Below are 23,089 nucleotides of genomic sequence, written 5' to 3'. Positions count from 1 at the left end.
GATCGATCCCGAGGGGAGTCAAAGTGGCTATTCGCAGCCTTCTGGGGGTGGTGGCCCTGTCTGTGACGGCGGCGGTCACGCTCACTGCCTGTGGCGAGGACACGAAGGCTGACGCCAAGGTAGTGCGCGGCTCCGTCTCCGCATCGGCTTCACCCACGACGCCGCTCGAGGACTTGGCTCCGGTAGAGATCGCCGCGGAGTCCCGGCTGGCGATGACGAAGCTGAGGTCCTTCCGGGTCAAAGGCACCGCAGCCGTCGGGGGCAAGAAGATGACCCTCGATATGGCAGTCGCCGGGAAGGGCAACTGCCTGGGCACCATCGGCGTCAAAGGCGGAACCGGCCAAGTCCGCTGGTACGGCGGCTACACCTACATGACGGGTGACCGCAAATTCTGGCATGCACTCGTCGGTGAAGAAGAAGGCGCGACCCCTCAGCAGGTGGACACTTTCGTCGATTGGTTGGATGGGCGCTGGCTCAGAAAGCCGGCCGGAGGCACGGGCGCGAACAAGGCGTTCCTCTTCTGCGACACTGCCGCGATGTTCCCGAAGGACACGTCGGACAGCCGCCTCACAAGAGGCGCTGATACCGAGGTCAACAGCACCCGCGGCGTGACACTCACGGGGAGAGACGGTGCCACGGCACGCACCCTCGTGGTGGCGGCCGAAGGAGAGCCCTACTACCTGCGGACGTCCATCAAGGGCGGTGAACTACCGCAAAGGTTCGAGTACTCGGGATTCAACAAGTCTGTGACCCTGGGGCCGCCGCCCATCGCAAACGCCATAGATGGGACTCGGCCGCAGAGGTGACATCAGCCGCGCCCGGCGCCTGTCGGCCGACGTTGGGTCGCCCAACCGGCGCTGGAGAGCAGCGACAAGGCACCACAGCCGCAAGGACACATCATGAAGGTGTGCAGGCGCACACATACTGTTCCCGAATGATCAAGTAACCCGGGGGGGACCATGTACGCCCGAAGTGCCGCCTGTACGGCCCTACTCGCTGTCGCTGTCGCAACGGCCGGATGCAGCAGTGCTGCCGACGGAGAGGCCGCGCAACCCACCGAGAGCATCTGGATGGCGCCCGAGCTGTACGACGCAGCCTGGCGCAAGGCATGCATAGACGCGTGGGCCGAGGTCATCCTCGCCCACCCTCACGACTGGAGCCCAGGCGAAGAAGAAACACCCGAGAAGTGCCGAGGCCAGATGGCAGCAAGCACCTGGATGGATCTTTACCTGTTTGGCAAGGAGAAGGCCGAGGACGAGAGAATGAAACTCCCGCCCATCGACGACGGCGCCTCGCTCACAGCCGAAGCTACCCCCAAGAGCAACCAGCCCTGACACCCCACGACGATCACCGCAGCCGGCGGCCCCGTTCCTGGACTGGGGCCGCCACTGCATGGCTCATGCGCTTCGGCGGGCCTGGCGTAATAGCCCGCGGCGGGGTTGACCTATGCCTCCGCAATGACCGCAGGCGCGGGAGGCTGGTGTAGCCGTGGGACTCCTCGTGGGCGGCCGCCCTGGCCCGGTTCCCGGTGCCGCCCGAGACGACGACCCACCCCGGCCGGACTTACCAGGTCCGCCCCTCCCGCACCAGCAGTTCGCGGACGCGGACCACGTCCGGGTTGTCGGAGGCGCCGGGGCGCTGGACCAGGAAGCCGGTGTTGATCGGCGCGTCCTCGGGCTCCAGCAGCTCCACCAGCGCACCGGACCGCAGCGGCTCCGCGCACAGATAGCGGGGCAGGACGGAGAACCCCGCGCCCGCGACCACCGCCGCCAGCACCCCGCGCAGGTCGGGCACGGTGACGGCGGCTGTGCGGGACAGCCGCCGGCCGAAGACGTGCCGCCAGTAGCGGCGGGCGATGGGCAGGTCCTCGGCGTAGGTGATCAGCGGGACCGACTGCAGGGCGGCCGGGCCCTCGGCGGACAGCCGTCCGGCCAGCCGTTCGGCCCAGACCGGGGCGGCGACCAGCACGAACTCCTCGTCCCCGAGCGGCACGGCGTGGAGCGCGCGGCCGCGTGGGCGGGCGGTGGCGATCACCAGGTCGTGGCGGCCCGCCCGCAGCTCGTCCAGCAGCGGCTCGGTCAGGCCCGTGGCCACCCGCAGCCGTACGCCCTCCGCGACCAGCGGCGCGAGGGCGGGCAGCACCTGCGTGCACAGGAACTCGGCGGGCCCCGCGAGGTGGACGGGCTCCGGGCGGCCGCCCTCCAGGGGGTCGGGGCCGGCTACGGCGGCCAGCTCGTCCAGGGGCGCGGCGATCCGGGCGGCCAGTTCGTCGGCCACCGGCGTCGGAGTGACCCCCCGCGGCAGCCGTTCGAACAGCTCCCGCCCGCTCAGCCGCTCCAGCGTGCGCATCTGTGTCGTCACCGTCGGCTGCGACAGGCCCAGCAGGCGGGCGGCGCCGGTGAAGGAACCGGAGCGGTAGACCGCGAGGAAGGTGCGCAGCAGGTTCAGGTCGAGCGAGGGGGTGTCCACACGGCCGAGTATTCCGCGCGCCGGTGCCTGTGGGACCCATAGGGGATCCAATGTCTGTCATCCATGACTTCATTGGTTGCCTATGGGTCGGCTCGCCTACGCTTTTCCCGTAAGCCGCACGTTCCGGGAGAAGAAGACCCATGTCGAAGATCCTTTTTGTGTTGACCGGCGCCGACCGCCTGACCCTCGCCGACGGCACCCAGCACCCCACCGGCTTCTGGGCGGAGGAGGCCGTGGTCCCCTACCGCGCCCTGAAGGCCGCCGGCCACGAGGTCGTCGTGGCCACGCCGGGCGGCACGCTGCCCCCGGTCGACCGGGCGAGCCTCGCCGCCGAGGTCAACGGCGGCCAGGACCGGGCCGACGAGATCGCGCGCGGCCTGGAGGAGATGACCGAGCTACGGGAGCCGGTGAAGCTGGCGGAGGTCGACCTCGACGACTTCGCCGCGGTGTTCTACCCCGGCGGGCACGGGCCGATGGAGGACCTGGCCGTGAACGAGGACTCGGGTCGGCTGCTGGTCGCGGCCCTCGACTCCGGCAAGCCGCTCGCCGTGGTCTGCCACGGTCCGGCCGCGCTGCTCGCGGCGGTGCGCGCCGACGGGGCGAACGCCTTCGCCGGGCGCCCGGTGGCCGCCTTCACCAACGAGGAGGAGACGCAGGGCGGCCTCGCCCCCCGCGTCCGGTGGCTGCTCGAGGACCGGCTGACCGAGGCGGGTGTCGACGTCCGGACGGCCGCGCCGTGGGCACCGCACGTGGTCGTCGACCGCAACCTGATCACCGGCCAGAACCCGGCCTCCTCGGCGTCGGTGGCGGAGGAGCTGCTGAAGCGGCTGGGCTGATCCCGGGGCACCCTGGGAGCGGGTAACGGCCGCGCGCCGCGCGCCGAAAAATTAATCGGCCGTCACCGGCAACCTCGCCTGGGCCGGACGTCTGTGGGGGTGGAGGGCTCTACTTCGAGCCGATTGCCACGTAGGGAGGACGGTCGGGGTCGAACCACTCCTGGTAGTGGTGCCCGCAGTGGGAGGCGGCAGCTGGCCAGGCGTTCGCCCACCTGCTGGTTGCCTCGCAAGGGCAGCCGGTGAAGGTCCCGGGCGGTCTGACCACGAACGTGTTCCAACGCGCGCTCGACGCCCTGCTGCCGGCAGGACCCCCGAAGCGGCGCGCCGTCCTGGCCGGTCGGGGCGGCCCGCCCCGGACGCGGGCGTCGACATCCTCCTCGTACCGGTCCATCCTCAGACAGGTTGGACCCCCGCCAGTGGGACCCCGCGCGGCGTGGCCACGGGGGACGCCACCGCCAGAAGGTCCTCCTCAGCGGCTCCGGTGACGAAGAAGACGTGGCGGCGGCATGGCGTCCGACGCCAGGGGCCGGTCCCTCCACATCGGTCCGTGGGCGCGGCCGACACGTTCGAGGAAGGGATGGGGCCCTACCGGCCCGCTTCGGCCCCGAGTTCCGCCAGACGGGTCAGGGCGGGCAGGGCCGCGGCGATCGCCTGTCGTTCCGCGGACGTGAGCCGGGCGATCAGCGGGGTCAGGTGACGGCCCCGGTCCTCCTGCCGGGACTGGCCGATCTTTCGGCCGCTGTCGGTCATGTGGACGAGGACGGCGCGTCCATCCGTCGGGTCGGGGCGGCGTTCCACGAGACCGTCGCGCTCGAGCCGGGTGACCAGCTGAGTGAGCCCCGGCTGGCTGATCTGCTCGGTTTTCGCGAGTTCGGTCAGCCGCTTCGGACCGCTGACGGCCAGTGTGTCCAGCACGGACAGCGTCGTGAACGACAGCTTCTGCACCGCGGGCAGCCGGATGTAGTAGCGATTGAAGTTCTCGATCGCCCTGGTGAGGTCACCGACATCCAAGTCGGTGTTGCTGTCGGCACGCTGAGTAGGAGTCACCCTGGAAATGTATCGCAGACTTATATAAGCTCCTGATCGATTGCGTGCCGGCGCCTCGGCCAGGCGCACGGTTTGCATGGCACCTCGGCGCAACGGCGCGTCAATGGACCTGTAGAGCGCTAGGTGAGGAACACACCAATGACTGTGCGAATCGGCATCAACGGCTTCGGGCGCATCGGTCGCAACGTCTTCCGGGCGGCGGCCGCGCGGAGTTCGGAGCTGGAGATCGTCGCCGTCAACGACCTGGGCGACGTGCCCACGATGGCCCACCTGCTCGCTTATGACTCGATTCTGGGGCGCTTCCCCGAGGAGATCACCGCCGAGCCGGGCGCGATCCGCGTGGGTGACCGGACGATCAAGGTCCTCGCCGAGCGCGACCCCGGCGCCCTGCCCTGGGGCGACCTGGGAGTGGACATCGTGATCGAGTCCACCGGCATCTTCACCGACGCCGCGAAGGCGCGCTCACACGTCGAAGGCGGAGCGAAGAAGGTCATCATCGCCGCTCCGGCCAGCGGCGAGGACTTCACGGTGGTGCTGGGCGTCAACGACGGTGACTACGATCCCGAGCGCCACACCATCATTTCCAACGCCTCCTGCACCACCAACTGTCTCGGCGTACTGGCCAAGGTGCTGCACGACGCCGTCGGCATCGACAGCGGCATGATGACCACCGTCCACGCCTACACGCAGGACCAGAACCTCCAGGACGCCCCGCACAAGGACCTGCGCCGGGCCCGGGCCGCGGCCATGAACATCGTGCCCACCTCCAGCGGCGCCGCCAAGGCCATCGGCCTCGTCCTGCCGGAACTCGCCGGCCGGCTGGACGCCTTCGCCCTGCGGGTACCCGTTCCCACCGGCTCGGTCACCGACCTCACGGTCACCACCGGCCGCGGCACCACTGTGGAGGAGGTGAAGGAGGCGTACGCAGCGGCGGCCTCGGGACCGTACAAGGGCCTGCTGTCCTACGTGGACGCCCCGTTGGTCAGCACCGACATCGTGGGCGACCCGGCCTCCTGTGTCTTCGACGCGGGGCTCACCCGGGTGTCCGGCCCGCAGGTCAAGGTCGTCGGCTGGTACGACAACGAGTGGGGCTACTCGAACCGCCTTATCGACCTCGCAATGCTCATCGGGTCGTCTCTGTAGTTTCTCACCGACCCGGCGTCTGCCCCACCCGCACGTCAGTAACGGTCGTCCGCCGAAGCGGCGGCCGCCGCTTCGGCGCGCCCGTGAACCGGCGTGCAGCGCACCCGACGTCACCGATGCTGTCGGCGTGCCCGGATGCCCGACGAATCCCATGCACGACGCCACAAGGACGGACTGAATGAAGGAACTTCCGAGGTTACCGTTCGACAACCCGGACATAATCGGCATCGCGCCCCAGATGCTCGCACTGCAGCAGGAGGGGCCGATCACCAGGGTGGGGACCCCCGGTGAAGACGCCTGGCTGGTCACCCGCTACGACGAGGTGAGGACACTACTCGCCGACCGCCGACTCCGTCTCAGCGATCCCAACCCGGAGCAGTCGGCCAAGAGCGCGGCCAGGGCCTTCATGGTGGCGCTGATGGCCGGGGACGACCACGAAACCGAGCCCGCCAGGCATGCGCAGATGCGCGCGCTGCTCGTGCCCCGGTTCACCACGCGCCGGATGCGCCTGATGAAGACCCGGATCGAGCACCACGTGGAGGACCTGCTCGACCAGTTGGCCGCCAGTACTCCACCGGTCGACCTGCACCGCGCGCTGTCGTTTCCGCTGCCGACCATGGTGGTCTGCGATCTGCTCGGCGTGCCGTTGGCCGACCGGGAGCGGTTCGGACAGTGGGCGAGAGGCACATTCGACCAGAGCGACAACCAGCACTCGGCGAACACCTTTCAACAGGTTGTCGACTACATGACGGAACTGGTGGCGCGCAAGCGAATCGAGCCGGGCGACGACATCCTGTCCGAGCTGATCGCCGAGGAGGACGGCGCACTGTCCGACGCGGACATCGCCCAATTGGGCAACGCCGTGCTGCTGTTCGGCTACGAGACGACCATCGTGCGCATCGACCTGGGCACCCTGCTGCTGCTGCGCAATCCGGCCCAGCGTGCCCTGCTGGTCGAGAATCCCGAACTCGCACCGGCCGCGGTCGAGGAGATCCTGCGCCTGGGCGTCGGCGGCAAGGGATCCAACGCGCTGATACCCCGCTACGCGCACGGCGACATCACCGTCGGCGACACAGTGATCCGGACCGGAGACGCGGTGATGCTGGCCATCGGCGCGGCCAACTACGACGGCCGGGCGTTCCCCGACGGTGACCTGTTCGACCTGGCCCGGGTCAAGCCCAAGTCGCACCTGGCATTCGGGCACGGCGCCCGGCACTGCATCGGCCGTACGCTGGCCCGGATCGAGCTGACCGCGGTGTTCGAGCGGCTGTTCCGCAGACTGCCCAACCTGCGGCTCGCAGTGCCCGAGGAGTCAGTGCGCTGGCAGGAGCATCGGATCACCGGCGGGTTCGACGAAATTCCCGTCACCTTCTGAGTGGCGTCGCGCGAGCGACAACACAGCCGTCCACCGTTCATGGTCACAGGTGGCACATACCTCAAGTTCGAAGCCGTCGGCCCGCCCGGATCTTTGACGCTCCCTCCCCCACGCACAGACGTCACGAGGACAAGGAACCATGCCGGACACTTTCAGCGACTACGTCGACTGCACGCCTCTTCTCGACGACCGTGAGGCCCTCGACCGGTTCGACGACGAGCACGGCTACCTCTATCTGCGCGGAGTTCTGGACCGTGAAGTCGTGGCGACCGCCGCCGAGCAGATGCTCCAGGGCCTGATCGCACTCGGCCACGCCGCCCCCGGCACCACGCTCGACACCCTCACCATCGAGTCCTACGAGGCGGTCGACGAGGTGGCGATGCACGACTACGTCAAGTACGACGACCTGTGGAACCACCCCTCGACCCTCAAGGTCTGGGAGAAGGTCTTCGGCGAGCCCGTCTTCGTCTTCAAGTCGACGACGATCCGCTACTACCCCTCCGCCCCGGACTCCGCGGAGCCGAGCTTCCTGACGCCGCTGCACCAGGACGGCTTCTACATCGGCCCTAACAAGGACTTCCGTACCGCCTGGATACCGCTGCTCCCGACGACCCGCGGCATAGGCGGCGTCGCCGTCGCCGACGGCAGCCACAGGAAGGGCCCGCGCGAGCACGTCCTCACCGAGAACTTCCGACGCTTCGGCCACGCCGTGCGCGGTATCCCGGCGGAGGAGTTCGGCGCGGACGAGCAGTTGCTGTTCTCGCCCATGGAACCGGGCGACGTGATCCTCTTCCACGCCTTCATGTGTCACAAGTCCATCCCGAACGTCTCGGTGAACCCGGCCGGCATGCGCATGTCGATGGACACCCGTATCCAGCCCGCTTCCTCGCACCGCGGGTTCAACGCCCTGACCCCGTGGCCGGAGTCCGCGAAGGACGCCTCCAAGGGAATCATGTCGAAGATCACCGGCACGCCCACCACCACCGAGTGACGTCGCCACCCCCGCCCCCGCCTCAACCGTCCCCCCACGAACGCCCGGGTAGGCAGCGCATGACGAAAAGCGAGGGTCTCCCCCCTCTGACGGGACCCAACGCGACACAGGAGCCCCGGGCCGGCACGGCACCGGCCGCAGCGGGGCTCAGTGGCATCGCCCTCGTGGTGGTGCTCACCGGATACGCCCTGTCCATCGTGGACGCCTCCATCGTCAATGTGGCGCTGTCCTCGATCAGTGACGACCTCCACGGCGGCCCCGCCGCACTGGAGCTGGTGGTGTCCGGCTACGGCCTCACCTACGCCGTCGGCCTGGTGCTGGGCGGACGGCTGGGCGACGCCTTCGGCAGACGGCGCCTGTACGCCTACGGACTCGCCGCGTTCACCGTCACCTCCGCACTGTGCGGACTCGCCCCGACCATCGAGTTCCTCGTCACGGCCCGGCTGCTGCAGGGCGCCGCAGCCGCCATGCTCGTACCGCAGGTGCTGGCGACGATCCAGGCGGTCACCGGGGGCCAGGCTCGTGCCCGTGCGATCGGCATGTACGGCGCGACCGCGGCCCTCGGCATGGTCGTCGGGCAGATCCTTGGCGGGCTGCTGGTTTCGCTGGACGTCGCAGGGATCGGCTGGCGGTCGGTCTTCGCGATCAATGTGCCGATCGGAGTGGCCGCGCTGCTGGCCGTCCGGCGCGTCCCCGCGACCAGGGCCGACGCGAAGCCGGGCTTCGACCCGGTGGGCACCGTGCTGTTCGGTGTCACCATGGTCTGTGTCCTGGTCGTGGTCGTGGCGGGCCCCGACCTCGGCTGGCCGCTGTGGCTGTGGTCGCTGCTCGTGGTCGCCGCGGTGGGGGCGCTCGCGCTGGTGCGGGTCGAACGCGGGCTGGAGGCGCGGGGCGGCTCACCGCTGCTGTCTCCGTCGGTGCTGTCCCGTCCGGGGATGCGCAGAGGGCTGGCGGCGATGGTCCCGTTCTCGGCCGGCTTCGGCGCCTTCCTGTTCGTCTACGCGCTGATCGCGCAGGGTCACTTCGGCCTGGACGGGCTCGCCTCCGGCGGGGTGCTGGTGCCGTTCGCCGCGGCGTTCTTCGTGGTGACGCTGTTCACCCCGAGGATCGCGGCGGCCCTGGGCGGCCGGATCGTCACCCTGGGCGCCGTCGTCCAGTGCGCGGGCCTGCTGCTGCTGGCGCTGGTGATCCGGCTGGGCTGGCCGCATCCCTCCCTGGCGCTCGTGCTCGTCGGGATCGGCCTCTTCGGGGTGGGCGCGGCGCTGACCGGCCCGACGCTGTTCCGGATGATCCTCGCCGACGTACCCCCCGCGCAGGCCGGCATGGGCAGCGGTGTGCTGGTGACGAGCCAGCAGATGGCGACGGCGCTGGGCGCGACCGTCGGCGGAACTCTCTATGTCTCCCTGTCCGGTTGGCTGTCGACGGTGTCGGCGGCCGTGCTCGTTGTCGCCCTGTTGGTGTGTTTCTCGGTGACCGTTCTCGTGATCAGCCTGAAGCTCCCCGACCCCAGGTGACACCCGCGCCCCTCGAACGGCGCGATCTGATCCAGACCTTCTCGTCGGCAAGGGCGCGCGCGCCGTCGTTCGGCGTTCCCGCGCGCAGAAGCGGAGACAGCCAAGTGCAGCTACAGACAAGGACAGCCGTGGTGACCGGCGCGGCCAGCGGCATCGGCCTCGCTCTCAGCGCCCGCTTCGCACGGGCCGGCGCCGGCGTGGTCATGGCGGACGTCGAAGGTGACGCACTGCACCGCCGGGCCGCCGAACTCACCGCACAGGGCGCTCGGGTCACCGCCGTGACCGCGGACCTGACCGACCCGGACGCCGTCGAACGGCTCGCGGACACGGCGTTCGACGTGCTCGGCGACATCGACGTGGTGTGCAACAACGCCGGGGTCCTCGGCCCCGTGGGACAGCCCCTGTGGGAGGTGCCGCTGGAGCGGATGCGGCAGGTCTTCGAGGTGAACCACTGGGCGCACGTCCTGGTGGCCCGCGCCTTCGTCCCCCGGCTGCTGGAGCGCGGCCGGCCCGCCCATCTGGTCCACACCGCCTCGATGTCCGCCTTCGTCGTCGGCGCGGGCAGCGCCGCCTACGCCGCCTCCAAGCACGCCGACCTCGCCATCGCCCGCAGTCTGCGCGCCGATCTGCGGGACACCGGAATCCGGGTGTCGGTGCTGTGCCCCGGCAGGGTCGACACCCCCATGGTCCAAGGCCTGACGGCCCCGCGCGGCGCGGGCGGTGACACCTCGGTGAGCGCCGAGGACGTCGCCGCACTCGTGTGGGAGGCCCTCGGCTCCGACCGCTTCTATCTCTTCAGCAACTCCGACGCCCCGCTGCGGCTGCGCGATCAGTTCGACGACGTATGGCGTCATGTTTCCCTTCCGCCCCCTTCCCCCGAGGAGGAGCTGTGGCCCGCGCCGAAAGCGACGACCGTAGCGATGGAACACTGAGCATCGACCTGGAAGCGGTGAGGGAGAAATACCGGCAGGAACGCGACAAGCGCAGCGTCGGTCGCACCTACCAGTTCGCGCGCGGTGACTTCAGCCGCTATGCGCGGGACCCCTACACCGAGCGGCAGGAGCGCGAGCCGCTCACCGACGAGGTGGACATAGCCGTCGTCGGCGCCGGCATCGGCGGCCTGCTGACCGGCGCCCATCTGCGCAAGGAGACCGGCCTGGAGCGCATCCGGCTGATCGACGAGGCCGGCGACGTCGGCGGCACCTGGTACTGGAACCGCTTCCCCGGCGTCCGGTGCGACGTCGAGAGCTACATCTACATGCCGCTGCTCGAAGAGATCGGCACGATACCCACCGAGAAGTACTCCACCGGGCCCGAGATCTTCGCCCACCTCCAACAGATCGCCCGCAAGTACGACCTCTACCGCGACGCCCTCTTCCAGACCACCGTCACCGAGCTGCGCTGGGACGAGGGGACCGGGAAGTGGCTGGTGAGCACCGACCGCGGCGATCTGATCCGGGCCCGGTACGTGGCCATGTCGATCGGTCTGATGCACCGCCCCAAACTCCCCGGGCTGCCGGGCCTGGAGACGTTCGCCGGGCACTCCTTCCACACCAGCCGCTGGGACTTCGACTACACCGGCGGCGACAGCACCGGCGGCCTGACCAAGCTGAAGGACAAGAAGGTCGGCGTCATCGGCACCGGCTCGACGACCATCCAGCTCGCCCCGCACCTCGCCGAGTGGGCCGAGCAGCTCGTCATCTTCCAGCGCACCCCGGCCGCGGTCGATGTCCGCGGCAACCGGCCCACCCCGTCCGACTGGGCGGACAGCCTCGAGGCGGGCTGGCAGCAGCGCCGGATGGAGAACTTCCACGCGCTGACCTCCGGCGTCCCGCAGGACGAGGACCTGGTCCAGGACCGCTGGACCCAGACCACGGCCAAGCTGGCCGCCGCGATCCTGCCCACCGGCGACACCGGGGGCGACCCGAAGGAGCGGGCGCTGGCGGCCGAGCGGGCGGACTTCCTCAAGATGGAGGAGCTGCGCGCCCGCATCGACAACGTCGTCATCGACCCCGCGACCGCGGCCGCCCTCAAGCCGTACTACCGCGTGTACTGCAAGCGGCCCTGCTTCCACGACGGGTACCTCCAGACCTTCAACCGGCCCAACGTGACCCTGGTCGACACCCAGGGGCAGGGCGTGGAGCGGCTCACCCCGGCCGGGGTGGTCGCGAACGGCAGGGAGTACCCGGTCGACTGCCTGGTCTTCGCCACCGGCTACGAGCACGAGTTCGCCGTCCCGTACATCGACCGCGCCGGCTACGACATCGTCGGCCGGGACGGCGTGAGGCTGTCGGAGAAGTGGGCGGACGGGGCGCACACCCTGCACGGACTCCAGGTGAATGGTTTCCCCAACTGCTTCATCCTGTCCAAGGTCCAGGCCGGCCGGCACGTCAACATCGCCTACATGCTGGGCGAGCAGACCCGGCACCTCGCGCACATCGTCAAGTGCGTCGAGGAGCGCGGCCACCAGGTCGTGGAGGCCTCCGAGGCCGGCGAGAAGGAATGGGTCCAGGAGATCCTCCGACTCGCCACCAACGACATCGACTTCCTGGAGAACTGCACGCCCGGCCTCTACAACAACGAGGGCGACCCGGGCGGACTGCCCCTGCTCAACTCCAGCTACGGCGGCGGCTCGGTGGAGTTCGTGAACATCCTCAGGCGCTGGCGCGAGGCGGGCGACCTCGCCGGTCTCGAACTGCGCTGACCACCCCCACCCTTCTGCGAAAGGAGGCAACGCCCATGGACGTAACCCCGATACCCGGCGCCGCCCTTGGCGCCGTCGTGCACGGCGCCCAGGTCACCGGCGACATGGACAAGACCCAGTCGGACGAGATCTGGGCGGCGCTCGACGCGCATCTCGTCCTCGTCTTCCGCGGCCACGAGACCCCCTCCTACGAGGAGTTCCTGGCCTTCGGCCGCCGCTTCGGGTACATCCCCAAGACCGGTCTGACCAGCGGCGCCCACCCCGACCACAACGAGATCCTGATCGTCTCCAACCTCGTGGAGGACGGTCGCAAGATCGGCGTCGGCGACGCCGACTGGATGGGCTGGCACACCGACTACTCCTTCCGCCCCCGCGTCGCCCAGGTCGGCTTCCTGGAGGCCGTGGAAGTGCCGCCCTCCGGCGGCGGGGAGACCCTCTTCACCGACATGTACGCCCTGTACGAGTCGTTATCGCCTGAGGAACGCCGGCGCCTGCACTCCTACCGGGTCCGCCACGCCCTGCGCACCGGGTACGAGGAGACCATCGAGGAGGAGCTCCAGGGCGAGGTGTCCCTAGGGGAGAGCCCCGAATACATCCAGCCCGAGGACGGCACCTCCACCATCCACCCCCTCATCGCCCGCAATCCGCGCACCGGCCGCCAGTCGGTCTACATCAGCACCCTGAACACCAAGCGGATCGTGGACCTCGCCCCCGACGACAGCCGCAAGCTGCTCGACGAGCTGCTGGCGCACGCGGGCAAGCCCCAGTACACCTACGCGCACAGCTGGCAGCACGGGGACATCGTCATGTGGGACCAGCTCGGCACCGTCCACGCCAAGCAGGCCTTCGACCCGGCCGAACGGCGCATCATGCGCCAGGTCGTCAGCATCTTCGACGACCCGACCGGCCCCTGGCGCGCGGAGGTCGCCGTATGAGCACCGCTCCCGCCTGCCTCAGCCACTGCCGGGTCACGATCACCCCGGCGCTGCGCGCCGCCGTCGACCGGCTCGACCACCGCTCACGTCACCAGGCGGCCTACCACTTCGGCTGGACCACCGCCGGCGGCGCGCCCACCAGCGCCGACGCCGGCAAGGCCGTACGGCCGGCGCTCGCGCTGCTGTCGGCCGAGGCGGTCGGCGCACCGCCGGAGGTCGCCCTGTCCGGCGCCGTCGCCGTGGAGCTCGTGCACAACTTCTCCCTGGTGCACGACGATCTGATGGACGGCGACGAGGAGCGCCGCCACCGGCGCACGGTGTGGAAGCTGTGGGGTCCCTCCAGCGCCATCCTGACCGGTGACGCGATGCTGGCGCTCGCCCAGGAGGTGCTGCTGGACAGCGGGCTGCCGACGGCGGCGGCCGCCGCCCGGCTGCTGGCACGCACCACCCGTCATCTGATCCGCGGCCAGGTCCAGGACCTGGCCTTCGAACAGCGCTCGCACGTCACGGTCGAGGAGTGCCTCGACATGGCCGCCGGCAAGACCGGCGCGCTGCTGTCGGCGAGCACCGCGATCGGCGCCGTCCTCGCCGGGGCGCCGGAGGCGGCGGTGGACGCGCTGGCGCTCTACGGCGACCAGGTCGGCATCGCCTTCCAGCTCGTCGACGACGTTCTCGGCATCTGGGGCGACCCGGCCGTCACCGGCAAGTCGGTCCACTCCGACCTGCGCTCCCGCAAGAAGTCCCTGCCGGTGAGCCACGCACTGAACCAGGACGGCCCGCTCAGCGACGAGCTGGCCGCCTGGCTCACCACCCCCGGCGAACCCGACGACGAGGAACTGCGGCGCGTGGCCGGCCTGATCGAGGGCGCCGGCGGCCGGGACTGGGCGCAGGCCGAGGCCGCACGCCGGATGGCGCTGGCCGAGGACGCGCTGCGCGGTGTCGAGCTGGACGCCGGCGCGCGGGACGAACTCCTCGCGCTCGGGCGGTTCGTCGTCGACCGCGAGGTCTGAGACCGGGCCGGCCCCGTACCCCTGTCCCCCCTTCTGATCCTGCGGCACTCCCGCCAGGGCACCACCGTTTCCGCTGCTTCTCCGCAACCCACTCCTAAGGATTCCCCCCATGCCCCAGGACGTCGACTTCCACATACCCCTGCCGGGCCGGCAGAGCCCGGATCACGCCCGCGCCGACGCCGAGCAGCTCATATGGCCGCGCTCGCTCGGGCTGATCAAGTCCGAGGCGGCGGCCGAGCGTCATCTGCGCGGCGGCTACGCCGACCTGGCCTCCCGCTTCTACCCCCACGCCACCGGTGCCGACCTGGACCTCGGCGTCGACCTGATGTCGTGGTTCTTCCTCTTCGACGACCTCTTCGACGGGCCGCGCGGCGAGAACCCGGAGGAGACCAAACAGCTCACCGACGCGGTCGTGGCGGCGCTGGACGGCCCCCTCCCCGACACCGCGCCCCCCATCGCCCACGGCTTCGCCGACATCTGGCGGCGCACCAGCGAGGGCATGACACCCGCCTGGTGCGCGCGCAGCGCCCGGCACTGGCGCAGCTACTTCGACGGCTACGTCGACGAGGCGGAGAGCCGCTTCTGGGACACGCCGTACAACTCCGCCGCCCAGTACCTGGCCGTGCGCCGGCAGACCATCGGGGTGCAGCCGACGGTCGACCTCGCCGAGCGCGCGGGCCGCTTCGAGGTGCCGCACCGGGTCTTCGACAGCACCGTGCTCTCCGCGATGCTCCAGGTCGCCGTCGACGTCAATCTGCTGCTCAACGACATCGCCTCGCTGGAGAAGGAAGAGGCCCGCGGCGAGCAGAACAACATGGTCATGATCCTGCGCCGGGAGCACGGCTGGTCCAAGGACCGCAGCGTCGCCCACATCCAGAGCGAGGTGCGCGTCCGCCTGGAGCAGTACCTCCTGCTGGAGTCCTGCCTGCCGCAGGTCGGCGGCATCTACCGGCTCGACGAGGCCGAGCGCGAGGCCCTGGAGCGCTACCGCAACGACGCAGTGCGCACCGTGATCCGCGGTTCCTACGACTGGCACCGCTCCTCGGGCCGCTACGACGCCGAGTTCGCGCTCGCCGCCGGTGCCCAGGGCTACCTGGAGGAGCTCGGCAGCACCGCCCGCTAGCAGCACCGCTCACCAGCGCCATCCACCCGCGCCCGGCCGTCACGGCGGCACAGCTGTCGACAGACCGGAACGGCTGTCAACAGCTCAGTACAGACGGGAAGTTGAGAATCGAATGAGCGAGCAGACCACCTTCTCGGCGGGAGCGGCGCCCGGGGCGCTCCCCGTCGTGGGACACGCCCTCCAGATGATGCGTCACCCCGTGAACTTCATGACCTCGCTGTCGGCCCACGGCGACCTGGTCGAGATCAGGATCGGCCCCACCACGGCCTACGTCCCGACCCACCCCGAAGTGCTGCGGCACGTCCTGACCAACGACCGCGTCTTCGACAAGGGCGGCATCTTCTACGACCGCGCCCGTGACATCGCCGGCAACGGCCTGGTCACCTGCCCGTTCGCCGACCACCGCCGCCAGCGCCGGCTGATGCAGTCGGCGTTCACCCGCGGCCAGCTCAAGCGGTACGCCGAGGCCATGCAGGCCGAGATCGAGGACACGGCGTCGCGCTGGCAGGACGGCATGGTCGTCGACGCCTTCCCGGAGATGTACGGCATGGCCCTGCGCACGGTCGGCCGCACGCTGTACTCCACACCCGTCAGCCCCGAGCTGGCGGCCAAGGTGGAACGTTCCTTCGACGTCGTGCTCAACGGCCTGTTCCGGCAGATGTTCCTGCCGGCCTCGATCCGCCGGCTGCCCCTGCCCTCCCAGCGCCGCTACAAGAGCAACCTGGGCTTCCTGCACGAGACCACCCAGCGACTCATCGACGACTACCGCAGCTCCGACACCGAACGTGACGACCTGCTCGCCGCCCTGATCGCCTCCCGCGACGACGACGGCGGCCGGCTCGGCGACAAGGAGATCCACGACCAGGTCATCACCGTCATGGCGGCCGGCACCGAGACCGTCGCCGGCACCCTCACCTGGGTCTTCTACCTCCTCTCCCAGCACCCGGAGATCGAGGCCGCGCTCTACGACGAGATCGACGCCGTCCTCGACGGCCGCGCCCCGCAGTGGGACGACCTGCCGAACCTGTCGCTGACCGACCGCATCATCTCCGAGACGCTGCGACTGCACCCGCCGGCCTGGCTGTTCACCCGCCTCACCACCTCCCCGACCGAACTCGCGGGCCGTCAGCTGCCCGCCGGCTCCACCGTCGTCTTCAGCCCCGCCGCGGTCGCCCAGTACGAGGACGCCTTCGACAACCCCAAGAAGTTCGATCCCGACCGCTGGCTCCCCGACCGAGTCGCGCCGGCCTCCCGCCACGCCTACGTGCCGTTCGGCACCGGCGCCCGCAAGTGCATCGGCGACCTCTACGCACGCACCGAGGCCACCCTGGGACTCGCCACCATCCTCGGCCGCTGGCGGGTCACCTGCGAGCCCGGCATGGACATCCGCCCGGTCCCGCTGGCCACCGTCTACCACCCGCGCCGGCTGCGCCTGAGGCTGGACGCACGCACCCCGCGCCGGATGACCTCCGCCGTCCCCGCACCGGCCGGGGGTGACGCGGCGTGAGCGAAGGGAACGTCGTCCTGGCCCAGCCGCGCGGCTTCTGCGCGGGCGTACGGCGCGCCATCGGCATCGTCGAGCGGGCGCTGGACCTGCACGGGGCGCCGGTGTACGTGCGCAAGGAGATCGTGCACAACCACTACATCGTCTCGGAGCTGCAAAGGCGCGGCGCGGTCTTCGTCGACAGCGAGGAGGAGGTCCCGCGGGGCGCGGTCTGCGTGTTCTCCGCGCACGGCGTCTCCCCCGCGGTGCGCTCCGCCGCCGGCGGCCGGCAGCTCGAAGTCATCGACGCCACCTGCCCGCTGGTCTCCAAGGTCCACAGCGAAGCGGTGCGCTTCGCACGCGACGGCCGCACCATCCTCCTCGTCGGGCACGAGGGCCATGAGGAGGTCGAGGGCGTCCTCGGCGAGGCCCCCGACCGGATCGTCGTCATCGAGACCGAGGACGACGTACGGCGCCTCGGCCTGCCCGACGACACCCCGGTCGCCGTCCTCACCCAGACCACCCTCTCGTTCGACGAGACCGAGCGCGTCGTCGAGGCCCTGCGCGCCCGCTTCACCGACCTGATCACCCCCGGCGACGACATCTGCTACGCCAGCCAGAACCGGCAGAACGCCGTCAAGGATCTCGCACGCGACAACGACCTGGTCCTGATCGTCGGCTCGCACAACTCGAGCAACTCGCTGCGCATGGTCGAGGTGGCCCGCGACCACGGCGCCGCCGCCCATCTGGTGCCCGACGAACAGCATCTCGAAGCGGCCTGGCTGAAGGACGTGTCGTCGGTCGGCATCAGCGCCGGGGCCAGTGCCCCGGAGATCCTCGTCGACGGGCTCGTCACCCGGCTCGCCGCACTCGGCTTCGACCAGGTCGAGCTCCAGCGGGGCATCGCCGAGGACGTCGTGTTCTCCATGCCCGGCCGGCTGGCCGACCCGGTCACCGGCCGCGTCCCGCGTACACCGCTGGCCGGCGAGGCCTCGCCCGCACCCGGTGGGGTGCGATGAATCCGCCACTGGAGAAAGAGGGTTGCGCTGTGCCACGCCTGGAGGGGATCCGGAGGCCGGAGGACCTGCGCGCCCTGTCCCCGGAGGCAGCCCGGGAACTGGCGCCGCGGATCCGGCGGCTGCTGGTGGACACCTGCACCGCCAACGGCGGCCACCTCGGCCCCAACCTCGGCCCGGTGGACGGCCATGACATCGAGGCCGTGGAGAAGGCGCTGCGCGAGGCCGTCGCCCTGCGGGGACCCGTGGTGGTGCACTGCGTCACCGAGAAGGGCCGCGGCCACCTCCCCGCCGAGCAGGACGACACGGACCGCTTCCACGCCGTGCGCGCCGCCTCCGCCCGAAAGCCGGGGGGCGCGCCCAGCTGGACGTCCGTGTTCGGCAGCGAGCTGGCCGACCTCGCCGCCGAGCGGCCGGACGTGGTCGCCATCACCGCGGCCATGCTCGACCCGACCGGGCTCAGCGAGTTCGCCCGCCGCCACCCCGAGCGCGTCATCGACGTCGGCATCGCCGAACAGCACGCCGTGACCGCCGCCGCGGGGCTGGCCCTCGGCGGGATGCACCCGGTCGTCGCGCTGTACGCCACCTTCCTCAACCGGGCCTTCGACCAGCTCCTGATGGACGTGGCCCTGCACCGCGCCCCGGTCACCTTCGTCCTGGACCGGGCCGGCGTGACCGGCGATGACGGCCCCTCGCACAACGGCATGTGGGACCTGTCGCTGCTGAACCTGGTACCCGGCCTGCGGCTGGCCGCCCCACGCGACGCCGCCACCCTGCGCCGCGCCCTGCGGGAGGCCGTGGCCTGCGACGACGGCCCCACCGCCCTGCGCTTCCCCAAGGGCTCCAGCGGCGCGGACATCCCGGCCGTGGACGTCCACGCCGAGCTGGACGTCCTGCACCGCGGCGAGCGTCCCGACATTCTCCTGGTCTCGGTCGGCGCCATGGCCGCCACCTGCCTCGACGTCGCCGAACGGCTGGCCGAGCGGGGCGTCGGCGTCACCGTCGTGGACCCCCGCTGGATCAAGCCGGTGCCGCCCGGGCTGACCGGGCTCGCCCTCGATCACCTGCTGGTCGCCACGGTCGAGGACAGCGGCCGGGTCGGCGGCGTCGGGGCGCGCGTCGCCCAGGAGCTGAGCGACACCAAGTCGGGCCTGCCGGTGCACGTCTTCGGTCTCCCGCAGCGCTTCCTCGACCACGGCTCACGGGCCGACGTCCTGGAGGCCGGCGGCCTCACCCCCCACCATCTCACCCACGCGCTGCTGGAGGCCCTGCCCTCAGGATGGCAGGCCCGGAAGGGAGTCACCACCTCCCTCACCGTCGGCTGACTCCGGGCACCCCGACCGGCGGTCGGCGCCCACCCGCACGGTGACGACCCCGAGGACCGCCCGTGACCCAGCCGCCCGCGAGGCGCGCCCGCCTTCGCCACCGCGCCTTGTCTCCAGCACTTCCACAGCCCTCAACGGCACACAGTCATCAGCCACAAACCGGTCCGCCCGGACCGGCCGACCATCTTGAGGAACTGTCATGCCTGTCGCTCTTGGAGTGCCGACGGTGCCGCCGAGGCCGGCCCGACGACGTACCAGCCGTCAGATCCACGTAGGGACCGTACCCGTGGGCGGCGACGCCCCGGTCTCGGTCCAGTCCATGACCACGACCCGCACATCCGACATCGGCGCGACCCTCCAGCAGATCGCCGAACTCACCGCGTCCGGCTGCCAGATCGTCCGCGTCGCCTGCCCCACCCAGGACGACGCCGACGCCCTCGCGACCATCGCGCGCAAGTCGCAGATCCCGGTGATCGCGGACATCCACTTCCAGCCCAAGTACGTCTTCGCCGCCATCGAGGCCGGCTGCGCCGCCGTCCGCGTCAACCCCGGCAACATCAAGCAGTTCGACGACAAGGTCCGCGAGATCGCGCGGGCCGCCAACGATCACCGCACTCCGGTCCGTATCGGGGTCAACGCGGGCTCGCTCGACCGCCGTCTGCTGAAGAAGTACGGCAGGGCCACCCCGGAGGCGCTGGTCGAGAGCGCGCTGTGGGAGGCGTCGCTGTTCGAGGAGCACGACTTCCGGGACATCAAGATCTCCGTCAAGCACAACGACCCCGTCGTCATGGTCGAGGCGTACAAGCAGCTCGCGGAGCAGTGCGACTACCCGCTGCACCTCGGCGTCACCGAGGCCGGCCCCGCCTTCCAGGGCACCATCAAGTCGGCTGTCGCGTTCGGCGCGCTGCTGTCCCAGGGCATCGGCGACACCATCCGCGTCTCCCTGTCCGCGCCTCCCGTGGAGGAGGTCAAGGTCGGCAACCAGATCCTGGAGTCCCTGAACCTCAAGCAGCGCGGCCTGGAGATCGTCTCCTGCCCGTCCTGCGGCCGCGCCCAGGTCGACGTCTACAAGCTCGCCGAAGAGGTCACCGCCGGACTGAAGGGCATGGACATCCCGCTCCGCGTCGCCGTCATGGGCTGCGTCGTGAACGGCCCCGGCGAGGCCCGGGAAGCGGACCTCGGTGTCGCCTCCGGCAACGGTAAGGGGCAGATCTTCGTCCAGGGCGAGGTCGTCAGGACCGTACCCGAGTCCAAGATCGTCGAGACGCTCATCGAGGAGGCGTTCAAGCTCGCCGAGCTGATGCGGCAGGACGAAGACGACGACTCCTCCGAGGCCGCCCCCTCCGCCGGGCAGTAGAGCGCCAAGTATCCGGCGGGAACACCGAGGAGCCGGTACCGGTGATCGCCGCGCAGCGGCGGCATCGAGCTGCCCAACACGATTCGAGTCTGACCGAGGCAGCGGTAGTGCGATGCGTCCCGTCCATGCGCCGAGTCTGCTCACCCCGCGGGCTCACTCACGGGACCTGAGTACTTTCTGAGTAGGCGCGCTCATGCAGTACGAGGTGGCGCGGCTCACACTCCGTACCATGACACACGTTCCACCACCGGCCGAGGAACTGCGGCTCATCGACGCCGAGCTGTGGCAACTGGACGCTCGCCGCGTCCAGTTGCTGACGCGCCGCGCCTGGTTGGTCAGCCATCTGCCTTCGCTGCCGCCCAGTCGGGTGCCGACCGCTGCCACGCCCGCGCTGCACCGGCCCGAGGCCACCGCGCCGCGCGTGCAGAATGTGCTGCTGCTCCTGGGCGGCCTGCTGCTGACCATCGCGGCCATCGCGTTCACGCTGGTCAGCTGGGGACACCTGGGGATCGCCGGACGCTCGCTGGTGCTGGGCGCGGTCACGGTGGCCGCCCTGGTCGCTCCGCTGCCACTGCTGGGTCGTGGCCTGCGCTCGACGGCCGAGGCGGTGGCAGGGCTCGCGTTGGCGCTCATGGTGCTCGACGCCTACGCGCTGCACGCGGTCGCCCTCACCGGTGTGGACGCCACGGCGTACGCGGCTGGGGCGTCGGCGGTGCTGGCGGCCGTGTGGACGGGGTACGGGCTGCTGCCGCGCACGGGGGCGCTGCGGCTGCCGCTTCCGGCCGCGCTGACCGCGGCGCAGCTGCCGCTGCTCCTGGGGGCGGTGGCGGCCGACGCGGGGCGGTACGGGATCACCGGCGCGCTGCTCGTGACGGCCGCGTGCGACACGCTTGTGGCGCTGCGCGCTCCGGCCGGGCTGGTAAGGATCGCCGCCACGGTCGGCGCGTACGGCATGGGGGTGTGGGGCGTGCTGGGTGCGGCCTGGCTTTCGTGGACGGCCGGCGGTCCGGGCGCCGGAGCCGAGGCGGCCGCGCTGCTGCTGTTCGCGGCCGGTGTCGCGCTGGTGGCGGCATGGCGGGATCGTGCCGCGGGGCACGCCGTCGGGCTGTCCCTCGCGGCCGGCCTGCTCGCCGTCACCGCGCTCGGCGGTATCGTCCGCCCGGCGGTGCCGGCCACCTGGGCTGTTCCCGCTCATCTCGCCTTCGGGATCTCGCTGCTGGCGGCGGTACGGGCCAAGCGGCTCCCCGAGCCGGTCCGGCGGGGCCTCGCCATCGCCTCCGCCGCCGTGCAGGGTCTGGCGGTGCTGTGGGTGCTGCCCCTGCTCGCGCTGACGGTGCTGGGGCCGGCCGGCTGGGCAGCACGGGTGTGGTCGGGAGCACCGGACGGCGCCCGTCAGGCCGTGTCGGTGGGCGCGACGTGGCTGCCGCAGCTGCAGACGGCGCCGCTGGTCCTCGCCACCGTCGCCGCCGTCCTCGCACTCGCGGTCCGCACTGCGACGTGGCGGCCCAGGGCCCTGACGGGCGTGCTGGTACTCGGGTGGTCCGCGCTCATGGTCCTCCCGGTGGTGACGGACGTGCCGTACCCGGCGGCGCTCGTGGTGGAGGCGCTGGCGACGGCGGCCCTGCTCGCGGTGGCGACACGGTCCGGGGTGACGGAGAGCACCGGCCTGCTACCGCCGTTGGTCCTCGCCCTCGTCACGTCCGTCTCGCTCGCGTTTCTCTCACTGCCGACGCGGTCCGCGACCGTGGGAGTGCTCACCGCTCTGACGGTGCTCTTCGCGGCCGTGTCCCTCAAGCAGCGCCTCACCACGGTCACGGCCCCGGCCGCGCTCGGGTACGGCGCCGCTTGGGCCTGCGCGGTGGGCGCCGCGGCGGGCTGGGCGCCGCAGCACACCGCGCTCCTCGTGCTCCTGGTACCGGCCGTGGCCGCGCTGTTCGCCGCACGGGCCGCCGACGCGCGGACGACCGTGGTGGTCGAGGTGACGGGTGCGGCCGCCGGTCTCCTGGCGATCGCCCTGACGGTCAGCGATCCGGCGATGCTCTCCCTGGTGCTGTCCCTGTCCGCGGTGATCGCGAGCGGGACGGCCGTGCGAGCCGACCGCCGCCCCGCCGCCTACGCGGCCACCGCGCTGTTCGCTCTGGCCGCCTGGGCGCGCCTCGCGGCCTGGGGCGTCACGGCACCGGAGGCGTACACAGTGCCGTTGTCCGTCCCGGCGCTCGTGATGGGCGCACTGCGCCGGCGCCGGGATCCGCAGGCGTCGTCGTGGGTGGCGTACGGCCCCGGTCTGGCCGCCACGCTCATCCCGAGCCTCGCGACCGCCTGGACCGACTCGTACGCCACCCGCCCGTGGCTGCTGGGCGCGGCGGCACTGCTGGTCACCCTGGTGGGCGCCCGGCACCGGCTGCGGACGCCGCTACTGCTCGGCGGCGGGGTGCTCGTGCTGGACGCGCTGCACGAACTGGCCCCCTACCTGATACAGATCACCGGGCTCCTCCCCCGCTGGGCGCCTCCCGCACTCGCCGGCCTACTGCTGCTCGCCGTCGGCGCCACGTACGAACAGCGGCTGCGGGACGTGCGGCGGGCACGGAACGCCCTGGGCCGGATGAACTAGGCCGTTCCTCCCCGAGCACCCGGGAATCCGCGCGTTCCGAGACCGGGCGGCACACCCGCCGGAAGCAACTCGCCTCCGACGGGCCGCTACCGCCCGTAGCACCTAGGGCCTGTCGTCAAATTCCCGTCGTCGCCCGAAGGGCGGCCCTGC

18 protein-coding genes and 3 pseudogenes are annotated in these 23,089 nt (G+C 71.0%); 19 read left to right on the top strand and 2 right to left on the bottom strand.

Translation table 11 applies throughout. The features are described 5' to 3' along the window. Positions 1–23: 23 nt before the first annotated feature. Together ACFVVO_RS24435 and ACFVVO_RS24430 are read left to right on the top strand one after the other, a co-directional pair. Positions 24–806, top strand: coding sequence for a hypothetical protein (locus ACFVVO_RS24435; RefSeq protein WP_390057707.1), 783 nt, complete (start codon positions 24–26; stop codon positions 804–806). 264 nt (positions 807–1,070) lie between these two features. Then, on the top strand, positions 1,071–1,334 hold the full coding sequence (locus ACFVVO_RS24430; protein ID WP_390057706.1) for a hypothetical protein: 264 nt from the start codon (positions 1,071–1,073) through the stop codon (positions 1,332–1,334). A gap of 229 nt (positions 1,335–1,563) precedes the next feature. Here ACFVVO_RS24430 and ACFVVO_RS24425 read toward each other — a convergent pair whose 3' ends face one another. Then, positions 1,564–2,469, bottom strand: a complete 906-nt coding sequence (locus ACFVVO_RS24425; protein ID WP_390057705.1) for a LysR family transcriptional regulator — start codon at positions 2,467–2,469, stop codon at positions 1,564–1,566. Between the two features lie 140 nt (positions 2,470–2,609). Between ACFVVO_RS24425 and ACFVVO_RS24420 the strand changes: the two genes are divergently transcribed. Further along, entirely contained in the window at positions 2,610–3,305 is a 696-nt protein-coding gene (locus tag ACFVVO_RS24420; RefSeq protein ID WP_390057704.1) for a type 1 glutamine amidotransferase domain-containing protein, read from the top strand. A gap of 113 nt (positions 3,306–3,418) precedes the next feature. Further along, positions 3,419–3,729, top strand: a pseudogene (locus tag ACFVVO_RS24415) (hypothetical protein); the annotation flags it as partial. Between the two features lie 161 nt (positions 3,730–3,890). Here ACFVVO_RS24415 and ACFVVO_RS24410 read toward each other — a convergent pair. After that, the gene (locus ACFVVO_RS24410; protein WP_390057703.1) at positions 3,891–4,352 is read right to left on the bottom strand and encodes a MarR family transcriptional regulator; all 462 of its coding nucleotides are present in this window, start codon (positions 4,350–4,352) and stop codon (positions 3,891–3,893) included. Between the two features lie 138 nt (positions 4,353–4,490). Here ACFVVO_RS24410 and gap point away from each other — a divergent pair, with 138 nt between their 5' ends. The 15 genes and pseudogenes from gap to ACFVVO_RS24335 all read left to right on the top strand — a co-directional run bounded on the left by gap (position 4,491) and on the right by ACFVVO_RS24335 (position 22,939). After that, positions 4,491–5,495, top strand: a complete 1,005-nt coding sequence (gene gap, locus ACFVVO_RS24405; RefSeq protein WP_390057702.1) for a type I glyceraldehyde-3-phosphate dehydrogenase — start codon at positions 4,491–4,493, stop codon at positions 5,493–5,495. 178 nt (positions 5,496–5,673) lie between these two features. Beyond that, complete coding sequence (gene penM, locus ACFVVO_RS24400; RefSeq protein ID WP_390057701.1) at positions 5,674–6,870, top strand: pentalenolactone synthase; 1,197 nt, start codon at positions 5,674–5,676, stop codon at positions 6,868–6,870. A gap of 139 nt (positions 6,871–7,009) precedes the next feature. Further along, positions 7,010–7,861, top strand: coding sequence for a 1-deoxypentalenic acid 11-beta-hydroxylase (gene ptlH / locus ACFVVO_RS24395; protein WP_390057700.1), 852 nt, complete (start codon positions 7,010–7,012; stop codon positions 7,859–7,861). A gap of 59 nt (positions 7,862–7,920) precedes the next feature. Beyond that, the gene (locus ACFVVO_RS24390; protein ID WP_390057699.1) at positions 7,921–9,375 is read left to right on the top strand and encodes an MFS transporter; all 1,455 of its coding nucleotides are present in this window, start codon (positions 7,921–7,923) and stop codon (positions 9,373–9,375) included. 131 nt (positions 9,376–9,506) lie between these two features. Then, positions 9,507–10,307 (top strand): 1-deoxy-11-beta-hydroxypentalenate dehydrogenase, encoded by an 801-nt coding sequence (gene ptlF / locus ACFVVO_RS24385; RefSeq protein WP_390057698.1) that lies wholly within the window; start codon positions 9,507–9,509, stop codon positions 10,305–10,307. A 17-nt stretch (positions 10,308–10,324) separates the two neighbouring features. Continuing rightward, positions 10,325–12,079, top strand: coding sequence for a neopentalenolactone/pentalenolactone D synthase (ptlE, locus tag ACFVVO_RS24380; RefSeq protein WP_390057753.1), 1,755 nt, complete (start codon positions 10,325–10,327; stop codon positions 12,077–12,079). Between the two features lie 35 nt (positions 12,080–12,114). After that, the gene (gene ptlD, locus ACFVVO_RS24375) at positions 12,115–13,014 is read left to right on the top strand and encodes a neopentalenolactone/pentalenolactone F synthase (RefSeq protein WP_390057697.1); all 900 of its coding nucleotides are present in this window, start codon (positions 12,115–12,117) and stop codon (positions 13,012–13,014) included. Further along, complete coding sequence (locus ACFVVO_RS24370) at positions 13,011–14,024, top strand: polyprenyl synthetase family protein (RefSeq protein ID WP_390057696.1); 1,014 nt, start codon at positions 13,011–13,013, stop codon at positions 14,022–14,024. Before ptlD ends, ACFVVO_RS24370 begins: the two co-directional genes overlap by 4 nt. A gap of 109 nt (positions 14,025–14,133) precedes the next feature. After that, positions 14,134–15,147: a pentalenene synthase gene (ptlA, locus tag ACFVVO_RS24365; protein WP_390057695.1), complete on the top strand. Its 1,014-nt coding sequence runs from the start codon at positions 14,134–14,136 to the stop codon at positions 15,145–15,147. 112 nt (positions 15,148–15,259) lie between these two features. Next, complete coding sequence (ptlI, locus tag ACFVVO_RS24360; RefSeq protein ID WP_390057694.1) at positions 15,260–16,654, top strand: pentalenene oxygenase; 1,395 nt, start codon at positions 15,260–15,262, stop codon at positions 16,652–16,654. Then, the gene (ispH, locus tag ACFVVO_RS24355; protein WP_390057693.1) at positions 16,651–17,649 is read left to right on the top strand and encodes a 4-hydroxy-3-methylbut-2-enyl diphosphate reductase; all 999 of its coding nucleotides are present in this window, start codon (positions 16,651–16,653) and stop codon (positions 17,647–17,649) included. The genes ptlI and ispH overlap by 4 nt, the downstream gene beginning before the upstream one ends. Continuing rightward, positions 17,646–17,816, top strand: a pseudogene (locus ACFVVO_RS24350) (1-deoxy-D-xylulose-5-phosphate synthase N-terminal domain-containing protein); the annotation flags it as partial. The gene ispH and the pseudogene ACFVVO_RS24350, both read left to right, overlap by 4 nt. After that, positions 17,817–18,971, top strand: a pseudogene (locus ACFVVO_RS24345) (transketolase C-terminal domain-containing protein); the annotation flags it as partial. A 199-nt stretch (positions 18,972–19,170) separates the two neighbouring features. Then, complete coding sequence (gene ispG / locus ACFVVO_RS24340) at positions 19,171–20,328, top strand: flavodoxin-dependent (E)-4-hydroxy-3-methylbut-2-enyl-diphosphate synthase (RefSeq protein WP_390057692.1); 1,158 nt, start codon at positions 19,171–19,173, stop codon at positions 20,326–20,328. A 229-nt stretch (positions 20,329–20,557) separates the two neighbouring features. Continuing rightward, positions 20,558–22,939: an SCO7613 C-terminal domain-containing membrane protein gene (locus ACFVVO_RS24335; RefSeq protein WP_390057691.1), complete on the top strand. Its 2,382-nt coding sequence runs from the start codon at positions 20,558–20,560 to the stop codon at positions 22,937–22,939. Positions 22,940–23,089 lie beyond the last annotated feature (150 nt).

Source organism: Streptomyces sp. NPDC058145, from assembly GCF_042884245.1.
GTDB lineage: Bacteria > Actinomycetota > Actinomycetes > Streptomycetales > Streptomycetaceae > Streptomyces.
Note: the sequence above shows the minus strand (reverse complement) of the source record. Positions and strands in the feature narration are given on the sequence as shown.

Bases quoted from the DNA above. Each gene is read 5' to 3' on its own strand.
- ACFVVO_RS24430 (WP_390057706.1), top strand. From the start codon at position 1,071: ATGGCGCCCGAGCTGTACGACGCAGCCTGGCGCAAGGCATGCATAGAC.
- ACFVVO_RS24420 (WP_390057704.1), top strand. From the start codon at position 2,610: ATGTCGAAGATCCTTTTTGTGTTGACCGGCGCCGACCGCCTGACCCTC.
- gap (WP_390057702.1), top strand. From the start codon at position 4,491: ATGACTGTGCGAATCGGCATCAACGGCTTCGGGCGCATCGGTCGCAAC.
- penM (WP_390057701.1), top strand. From the start codon at position 5,674: ATGAAGGAACTTCCGAGGTTACCGTTCGACAACCCGGACATAATCGGC.
- ptlH (WP_390057700.1), top strand. From the start codon at position 7,010: ATGCCGGACACTTTCAGCGACTACGTCGACTGCACGCCTCTTCTCGAC.
- ACFVVO_RS24390 (WP_390057699.1), top strand. From the start codon at position 7,921: ATGACGAAAAGCGAGGGTCTCCCCCCTCTGACGGGACCCAACGCGACA.
- ptlD (WP_390057697.1), top strand. From the start codon at position 12,115: ATGGACGTAACCCCGATACCCGGCGCCGCCCTTGGCGCCGTCGTGCAC.
- ACFVVO_RS24370 (WP_390057696.1), top strand. From the start codon at position 13,011: ATGAGCACCGCTCCCGCCTGCCTCAGCCACTGCCGGGTCACGATCACC.
- ptlA (WP_390057695.1), top strand. From the start codon at position 14,134: ATGCCCCAGGACGTCGACTTCCACATACCCCTGCCGGGCCGGCAGAGC.
- ptlI (WP_390057694.1), top strand. From the start codon at position 15,260: ATGAGCGAGCAGACCACCTTCTCGGCGGGAGCGGCGCCCGGGGCGCTC.
- ispG (WP_390057692.1), top strand. From the start codon at position 19,171: ATGCCTGTCGCTCTTGGAGTGCCGACGGTGCCGCCGAGGCCGGCCCGA.
- ACFVVO_RS24335 (WP_390057691.1), top strand. From the start codon at position 20,558: ATGACACACGTTCCACCACCGGCCGAGGAACTGCGGCTCATCGACGCC.